The sequence below is a fragment of the Sphingopyxis sp. genome, from assembly GCF_050725615.1.
In the GTDB taxonomy this organism is placed as follows: domain Bacteria; phylum Pseudomonadota; class Alphaproteobacteria; order Sphingomonadales; family Sphingomonadaceae; genus Sphingopyxis.
The window spans coordinates 1-8,846 of the sequence record NZ_JBOHHU010000128.1 but is presented as its reverse complement, the minus strand read 5'-3'; the positions used below and the strand labels follow the sequence as shown (position 1 = coordinate 8,846).

The 8,846-nt window shown below is 67.4% G+C and carries 7 protein-coding genes; all 7 read right to left on the bottom strand.

From position 1 onward, the window contains the following. A partial coding sequence (locus ACREB7_RS19790; protein ID WP_431593978.1) for a lipase family protein occupies window positions 1-669 on the bottom strand: 669 nt, incomplete at its 3' end. 67 nt (window positions 670-736) lie between these two features. Continuing rightward, a complete protein-coding gene (gene topA, locus ACREB7_RS19785) occupies window positions 737-3,307 on the bottom strand; it encodes a type I DNA topoisomerase (protein WP_431593977.1) in 2,571 nt (856 codons plus the stop codon). 66 nt (window positions 3,308-3,373) lie between these two features. Further along, entirely contained in the window at window positions 3,374-4,042 is a 669-nt protein-coding gene (locus ACREB7_RS19780; RefSeq protein ID WP_431593976.1) for a hypothetical protein, read from the bottom strand. A 92-nt stretch (window positions 4,043-4,134) separates the two neighbouring features. Beyond that, the gene (locus ACREB7_RS19775) at window positions 4,135-5,127 is read right to left on the bottom strand and encodes a hypothetical protein (RefSeq protein WP_431593975.1); all 993 of its coding nucleotides are present in this window, start codon (window positions 5,125-5,127) and stop codon (window positions 4,135-4,137) included. Between the two features lie 104 nt (window positions 5,128-5,231). Continuing rightward, entirely contained in the window at window positions 5,232-6,872 is a 1,641-nt protein-coding gene (locus ACREB7_RS19770; protein WP_431593974.1) for a vWA domain-containing protein, read from the bottom strand. 115 nt (window positions 6,873-6,987) lie between these two features. Beyond that, on the bottom strand, window positions 6,988-8,073 hold the full coding sequence (gene dprA, locus ACREB7_RS19765) for a DNA-processing protein DprA (protein WP_431593973.1): 1,086 nt from the start codon (window positions 8,071-8,073) through the stop codon (window positions 6,988-6,990). After that, entirely contained in the window at window positions 8,070-8,672 is a 603-nt protein-coding gene (gene plsY, locus ACREB7_RS19760) for a glycerol-3-phosphate 1-O-acyltransferase PlsY (protein ID WP_431593972.1), read from the bottom strand. The genes dprA and plsY overlap by 4 nt, the downstream gene beginning before the upstream one ends. Between the last annotated feature and the right edge of the window lie 174 nt (window positions 8,673-8,846).

Sequence of the window (8,846 nt, the reverse complement as noted above, 5' to 3'; positions counted from 1 at the left end):
GTGCAGGGCGAAGGACAACAGCAGGGCGCGCGCATTCTTGTCGCTCCCTTCGCGCAAATTGGCGGCGAGGTCGGTCGGCGGGGCGGCTGCAGCCGCGCCGACGAGCGTCAGGTCCGAGGCATAGGCCCGCGCGCGAATAGCGGTCCATAGCGCCGCATGGCCGCCCTGTGATTCGCCCCAGACCGCAAAGCGGTTGCCCGCCGCCGCGCCCGGAATGCCGCGCGCCGCCCGCACCCCGTCGAGCACCGCGCGCGACGTGTCGTCACCAACAAGGAACGGGTGCATCGTCGGACTGCCGAGCCCGATATAATCGGGCGCCACAACGACATAGCCCGCGCGCACCGCAGGCTCGACGCCGGCCGAGGCGCCGAAGAAATTGCCGCTGAGCGACGGCGCGCATTTTTCGGCGACACCCCATGCGCCGTGCGTCCAGGCGATGACGCGGCGCGGACGCGGCGGCACAGCCTCCATCGGCGCGGCGACGATGCCCGTCACCTGCAACGGCGCATTGGCCGCGTTGGTCGTCCAATAGCTGATCCGCCAGGCCTGGACGCCGGGCGGCGTGGAAGGCATCGGATCGACCGAGATCAGGCTACCGGCCTGCTGCGCCATCGCGGGCACGACAAGGAGCGGGCAAAGTGCGAACAGGACGGCAAGCAAGCGGCGCATCAAAATACCTCCCGATGCGCTGATGCTAACATGATAAGGCCGCAGCGAAAATGCCCCGCGCCAAACCCTACTCCTCGGCAGCGGCCTTTTTCGCCGGCGCCTTTTTCTTCGCGGGAGCTTTTTTGGCGGGCGCCTTCTTCGCCGCAGCCTTTTTCGGCGCCGCCTTTTTCTTGCCTTTCGCTGGCCCCTTCGCCGCGCGCGCGTCGATCAGCGCGATCGCTTCCTCCAGCGTCAGTGCGGCGGGTTCCATCGACTTGGGCAGGGTCGCGTTGGTGGTGCCGTCGGTGACATAGGGCCCGAAACGCCCCTCCATCAGCTTCATCTCGCCGCCGCTGGTCGGGTGCGGGCCGAAGGTGTTGAGCGGTTCGGCCTTGGTCCGCCCGCGCCCGCCGCCATTCGCGGCTTCGGCGATGCGGACGACCGCAGCGTTCATCCCGATGTCGAAGATTTCCGTCGTACCCGTCAGCTTCGCATATTTGCCGTCGTGGAGCAGGTAAGGCCCATAGCGCCCCAGGCCCGCCATGATGACCTTGCCGCTTTCGGGGTGCGTGCCGACCTCGCGCGGCAGGCTCAGGAGCCGCAGCGCGTAATCAAGGTCGAAATCCTCGCCCGAAATATCCTTGGGGATCGAAGAGCGCTTCGCCTCCTTGCCGTCGCCCAGCTGGATATAGGGGCCGAACCGTCCGCTGCGCTTGGTGACCTCAAGGCCCGAGTCGGGATCATTGCCCATCGTCTCGGGTCCGGTATCACCGCCATCGCTGCCGCCCGGCTGCGCGAATTTGCGCGTGAACTTGCAGTCGGGATAATTGCTGCACGCGATGAACGGCCCGAACTTGCCGCCACGCAGCGCCAGCTTGCCGGTGCCGCAATTGGGGCAGAGCCGCGGATCGCTGCCGTCGCCCTTGTCGGGGAAGAGGTAGGGGCCGAGGAATTCGTCGAGCGCTGCGGTGATCTCCGACGGCTTCAGCTCCATCACCTCGCCGGTGCGCGGCTTGAAATCGCGCCAGAAGGCGTCGAGCACCGCCTGCCACTGCGCGCGGCCACCCGACACATCGTCGAGCTCTTCCTCAAGACCCGCCGTATAGTCATATTCGACATAGCGGGTGAAATAGCGCTCGAGGAAGGCGGTGAGCAGCCGCCCGCTCTCTTCGGGCATGAAGCGGTTCTTTTCGACCGTCACATAGGCGCGGTCCTTGAGCACCTGGAGGATCGACGCATAGGTCGACGGACGCCCGATGCCGAGTTCCTCCATCTTCTTGACCAGGCTCGCTTCCGAATAGCGCGGCGGCGGCTGGGTCTCGTGACTTTCGACCTCGACCCCGGTCTTGGCCGGCGCATCGCCCTTCGCCATCGCGGGCAGCAGGCGCGCATCGTCGTCGTCGCCCGCGTCGTCGCGGCTTTCGTCGTAAAGCGCGAGGAAGCCGGGGAATTTGATGACCTGCCCCGTTGCGCGCAGCATCGTCTTGCCGGTGCCGTCGCTGAGGTCGATGCTCGTGCGTTCGAGCCGCGCCGACGCCATCTGGCTCGCCATCGCGCGCTTCCAGATCAGCTCGTACAGCCGGCCATGGTCACCGCTGCCCGCCTTGTCCTTCGAAAAGTCGGTCGGGCGGATCGCCTCATGCGCTTCCTGCGCATTTTTCGCCTTGGTCTGATACTGGCGCGGCTGGTCGGGGACATAGCCGCCGTCGTAGCGCGTCGCGATCGCCTTGCGCGCGGCGCTGATCGCGCTGCCGTCCATCTGGACGCCGTCGGTACGCATATAGGTGATCGCGCCATCCTCATAGAGGCCCTGCGCGATCCGCATCGTGTGGCTCGCAGAGAAACCGAGCTTGCGCGCGGCCTCCTGTTGCAGCGTCGAGGTGGTGAACGGCGGCGGCGGGTTGCGCGTCAGCGGCTTGGTCTCGACAGTCTCGACGGTGAAATGGCCCGCCTTCACATCGGCCTCGGCGGCTCGCGCGTCGGCCTCGCTGGTGATCGTCAGCCGTTCGATCTTGTCGCCGCGCCAGCGCGCGAGCCGCGCCTTGAACGGGGTGCCCGCCATTTCGAACAACCCGGTGATCGACCAATATTGCAGGGCAACGAACGCCTCGATCTCGCGCTCACGCTCGACGATCAGCCGCAGCGACACCGACTGGACACGCCCCGCCGACTTGGCGCCGGGCAGCTTGCGCCACAGCACCGGCGACAGGGTGAAACCGACCAGATAGTCGAGCGCACGGCGGGCGCGATAGGCGTCGATCAGATCGTCGTCGAGCGCGCGTGGGTTCGCCATCGCGGTCAGCACCGCATCCTTGGTGATCGCGTTGAAGGTGACGCGGTCGACGGCGGCCGGCAGCGCCTTTTTGCTGCGCAGCAATTCCTGCACATGCCAGCTGATCGCCTCGCCCTCGCGGTCAGGGTCGGTCGCGAGAATCAGGCGGTCGGCGCCCTTCGCCGCGTCCTGGATTTCCTTCATCCGCTTCGTCTTGTCGGGATAAAGCTGCCACTGCATCGCAAAGCCGTCGTCGGGATCGACCGACCCGTCCTTGGGCGGCAGGTCGCGAACATGGCCATAGGATGCGAGAACCTTGAAATCGCGGCCCAGATATTTCTCGATCGTCTTCGCCTTTGCCGGCGATTCCACAATAACCAACTGCATGAAAAACCTTAGTCCTGACTGTGCCTTACGTACGTACGCGCGAGGGTGGCGGTGTCGACGCGATCGTCAACTGAAAATTTGCCGATAGGCCGAGGCTGGCGGCTCGATGGTCAAAAGCAGGCCAACGGCCGTCACAAAACCGCCAAGCGCGCCGGCCGCCGAAATCAGGTTCGCCGTTACCAGCCAACCAAAACCATAGTCGACCGGCACCGCCGGAGCGACCAGGGCGACGATCCATGGCGCCGCCGAGAGCAACGACACCATCAGCCCGATCACCAGCGCGGCCGGCCAGCGCGCCGCTAGCAGGTCCCAACTGCGCCACATCGCCGCGCCGGCGCCCCCGCCATGCAGCACCAGGATCGCACCCGACATATAAAAACGCGCCGCGACATAAAAGGCCGGCAGGATGAGGAGAAGGAGACCGAGAAGGATGGCAAGTCCGACCAACAGCCCCTGAACAAACAGGATCAGCACGCCGGTCATCGACAATATGGGGCGATAGCCCGCGCCGCGCAATGCTTCGCCGGTGATCCAGATCTGAATCACCGCCATCGCCAGCGCATAGGCGACCCAGGTCGCGCCGGCGTAACCCGACCACAGGCTGCTGCCCACATCGGCGAGCAACGCCAGCGCCGCGATGCCGAACCATGCGACCAGCATGGTCACCGGCGCCGCGACGACCAGCTCCCACGACCGCCGCAAGGCCGGAATCAGCAAACTGGCGTCGAATGACATGAATGGAATTTCCCCGCGATCGTCCTGCGCGCGAGGGTGGCGGCCGCTCCGCTATCGCGTCAAGAGCGTTTCGGAGCGTCCGCCAGACCCCATTACCGCAGCGGCGCCAGGCGTCCGATCAACATCGTGCTCGCCAGATTCGCCGCCTTCGCCGCGCCTTCCTCATAATTTCCCGGCTTGGCGGTGAAAGCGAATTTGCGCGTCTTGCCGAAACGCAGCCCGCCGAACCCGGCGACCGCGGCGAGCCCGCCGACGACATTGCCCGCCGATTGCACCGCCTTGTCGGCGCCGCTCGACGCGTCGCTCTTTTCGACGAACTCGCCCTCGACCGCGACCGGCGCTTTCACCGTGATCACCGACTGCTTGCCGTTCGGCGCGATCAGCGTGATGCGCGAATAGTCGGCGCTCACCGAGAGAGCGCTGTTCACCTCGATCCCGCCGAAGCTGAACGCGCCGGGGCGCTTCTGCTGCGAAAAGTCGATCAGGTAGACGACGTCGATCACCCCGACACCCGCCTGCTTGGCATAGGTGGTGAGCGCCCCGACCGCCTGCCCCGCCGCCATGTTCATCCCGATGCTGCTCATCCCCGATCCGACGAAGTCGCCGGGGATCATGTGCAACCCGGGCAGCGCGCTGGGCTTGTAATAGGTCGCCTTGCCCTTGCTGCCCTTTTCCAGCGCGATGTTGATGTCGAGCGGCGCCTCCTGCGGCTTGGTCCTGGCCAGCGCGGCGTGGCCGAACAGGTCGGCGGGCGCCTGCACCGCATAGCCGTTCGCGGTCAGCTGCGACACGAAATCGGCATAGGCGGCGTCGGTCACCGCCTGCATCATTTCGGGCGTCACCCCGACGAGTTCGCTCTTCGCCTTGGTGGTACCGCCGAACGCGCCCATCAGCCCGCCCGACGCCGCCGTCTGGTCGGTCGATTCAAAGATGAAGCCGATATTGAAGGCGCCGACGGCGACGGTGGTGACGCCCTTCGCATTGGCGGGGCCGGCGATCTTCACCGGTTCCTTGTCCTTGGCGATCACGGCGACGGGCTGGGACAGCATCGCCGCGATGGCGATGGCCGACAGCAGTTTTTTCATGGGTAGGTCCTCCGACCCCGGCGGCCGGATCCGTCCGGCGGCAGGGGTTCCCCGAAGCGACCCATGGCCCCCGCATCGAACAGACGCGGGGGCAAGTCAACGGCTTACTGGTTCTGCCATTTAAAGTCGGCGGGCAGTGAGCATTTGCCCGCGTCATATTTGCCGACGCTGCGGATCACCTCGCTGTCCTCGGGCTCGATCCGGCGGCCGCTGATCTGGCTGTCGACCACGCGGCGGACGAGCGCGTCAAGCCGCGTGACGAGATAGCAGTCGATCGCCGGCGCCGCATGGGCATTGCCGACGCCGCTGTCGTCAGTGAGGAACAGATAGCGCGACTGGGTCGCCGCCGCCATCGCGCGCATCGCATATTCGGCCTCGTCGGCGACGCCCGAGGCGGCGACCGGGGTGATATGGATCCGCTTGGCGCGCGCCGCTTCGGCGGCTTGCCAGGTGCGCCCGAACAACTCGTTGTGGGGCGGCGCGTCGGCGACGAGCAACAGCGACTTGACCGCATCGGGGCGCCATTCCTGCCCGACCGCGCGGATCAGCGCCTGGTCCATCGCCTCGGGATAATCACCGCCGCCGGTCGCATATTGCGCCGCCAGCGTGCCCTGCGCGCGGCCGATGTCGCGGTCGAAGATCACGGTGCGCGTGACATATTCGTCGCCGATGTCGCGATAGAAGACAAAACCGACGCGGATATCGAGGTCGCGATGCTTGGCGGCGATCGACGCGATGATCGCCCGCATCTCCGACTGCAGATAGCGGATCTCGTCGCCCATGCTGCCGGTGGTGTCGATGACGAGCATCAGGTCGAGTTTGGTCGCCCTGGTCGCGGCCTGGCTGGCGGTCAGCCCGACGACCTGGCCGCCCGGCGCGTCGGCGACCAGCACCGGCCGCGCATCGGCGATGCTGCGGCCCGCCTTTTTCGCCGACACGGTGATCCGTTCGCTCAGCCGGTCGAGGCCGGGAAAGAAGACCGCGCTGCCGTCGGCCTGCGTCGCCATGGTGATGCTGTTGCCATCGCTGCAGGTGACGACGACATCGGCGAAGGGGATCGGCTGGCCGTTGCGGTCGTTCACCTTCACCGTCACGACGCGCATCGTATCGACGCGCGGCAGGACGCGGATGGCCTGCCCCAGATCGGTGCGATTGACATAGGCGGCATAGAGTTCGGGGTTGAGCAGATCGTCATGCTCGCCCGCAGTCAATATCCCCGATTGCGGCTGCGGTTGCGGATAGGGGCGCGGCGGCACGGGCGGACGCCCGGTATAGTCCGAGGATGAGCCGGGCACCGGCGATGTCGATGCGGGCGGCGGCATCGCCGTCCGCGCGCGCTCCTCGACGTCCATCGCCCCGGCAGGCGCCGCATATTCGGATCGGGCCGACCCGGTCACCACGACCTCGCGGGCATAGGCGTCGCCCTCATAGCTCGGCGGCGGCGGCGCCATCGCTGGTGGCGGGGGCGGAGGTGGCGGCGGCGGCGGGGGCGGCGCCATCACCTCCGGCTCGGCCTTGCTGCGCTTCGTGCCTTTGGCCTTGCTGCCTCCTATGCCGCGCGTCTCCATCGCGGGCGCCGGCGTTGCGTATATCTCGGCATCGAGGCTCGGCAGCGGAGCGGCGTTGCGGCAGAAGCCCTGTTGCGGCGCGCCCGGCTTGGCATAAGCGACGCTCAGCGGCGCGGGGGCCAGGCCGCCCGCGAGGACCGCGATCATCGTCACGCCACTCAGAAATCGGCTTCGCATCATCAAACTCCCCGCGATGTGATATAATATCACGAATCTGTTGGTCGGCCGCTGAACCGTGGCTGAACCGCGACGAATGGTTAGATTGTCGCGCGTTAGCGCGCTGTGCGAGGTATCACAGGCGCGAGATTTTGGCCCCGGCATGGCGTTCGATGCGCCCGGCGAGTTCGAGTTCGAGCAGGATCAACTGCACCGTCGCGGCGGGGCAGCCCGACTGGCGGACGAGTTCATCGACCGCGACCGGCGTCGGCCCGAGCAGTTCGACGACGGTCCGCCGATCCCCCTCCCCGGCGTCGAGTCCGGCGGGCGTCGCAGCATAACCACGCACCGATTCGCGGACCATGCGCGCATCGATCGGCCCCAGCGCCTCGATCACGTCGTCGACCGTCTGGATGAGCGTCGCGCCTTCGCGGATCAGCAGGTTGCAACCCTGCGCACGCGGGTCGAGCGGCGACCCGGGCACCGCCATCACCTCGCGCCCATAATCGCCGGCGCGGCGTGCGGTGATCAGCGATCCCGACTTCGGCGCCGCCTCGATCACCAGCGTCCCGTGCGCGAGGCCCGCGATGATGCGGTTGCGCGACGGGAAATGGCGCGCCAGCGGCTCGGTGCCCGGCGGCTGTTCGGCGATCAGCAGTTGGTCGGTCGCGATCTTTTCCTGCAGCGCGGCATTTTCGGGCGGAAAGGCGATGTCGATGCCGCTCGCGATCACCGCCGCCGTCGCGCCGCCGAGCGCGCCGACATGCGCGGCGGTGTCGACCCCGCGCGCCAGCCCGCTGACCACCGTGACATCGCGCGCCGCCAGTTCGGCCGCCATCTGGCGCGCGAAGCGGCAAGCGATCGCCGAGGCGTTGCGGGCGCCGACGATCGCGACGCAGGGCCGGTGGAGCATGGCGGTATCGCCGCGTATGATCACCACCGGCGGCGCGCCCTCGACCTCGCGCATCAGCGGGGAATAATCTTCGTCGTCGCTGAAGATATGGCGCGCGCCGAGCGCGGCGACGCGCTCGAGTTCCCGCACCGCCACGTCGATGGGCGCGATGCGGACCTTTCCCGCGCCGCCGCGCAGCACGAGGTCGGGCAGCGCGGCCAGCGCCGCCTCGCCCGACCCGAAGCGCGCCATCAGCTGGTGCCAGCTGACCGGGCCGACATGCGGCGTGCGGATCAGCCGCAGCCGTGCCAGCCTTTCGGCGTCGGTCATTCGGTGCTTTTCCCGGCGCCGACGCGCGGTTCGGTGCCCGCACGCAGCCGCGCGATATTCTCGCGGTGACGCCACAGCACGATGAGGGCGAGTCCGGCCAGGCCGATGGCATAGACCCGATAGCCGAGCGCCAGCGCGGCCAGCGGCGCGGCGACGGCCCCCAGCATCCCGCCCAGCGACGAGATGCGCAGCAACAGCACGGTGCCCAGCCAGACGCCCGCAAACACCAGCCCGATCGGCCAGGCGAGCGCCAGCGACAGGCCGAGCAGCGTCGCGACGCCCTTCCCGCCCCTGAACTTCAGCCAGACGGGGTAACAATGGCCGATCATCGCCGCCGCGCCCGCGACCATCGCGCCATGATGGCCGGTGTCGGGAAAGAAATGCCGCGCCAGCAACACGGCGACCGCCCCCTTCGCGCCGTCGAGGATCAGCGTCGCCGCCGCGAGCCCCTTGCGCCCGGTGCGCAGCACATTGGTCGCGCCGATATTGCCCGATCCGATCTGACGCAGGTCGCCGGCCCCGAACATCCGGGTCAGAATGACGCCGAACGGGATCGAGCCGAGCAGATAACCGGCGGCGATCAGCAAAGTGATGGTCATGATGCTCCCTGCTCCCTTTCGTTCCTTTTGACGGGGTTGGGGAAAGCAATCAACGGATTCGGACCGGGTAGTTGCCGAAATGGACGCACAACCCGTACGCCCGCCATGAGTAATCCCGTCATTGCGAGCGCAGCGAAGCAATCCAGAGCGGTTTACGCGGGCTCTGGATTGCTT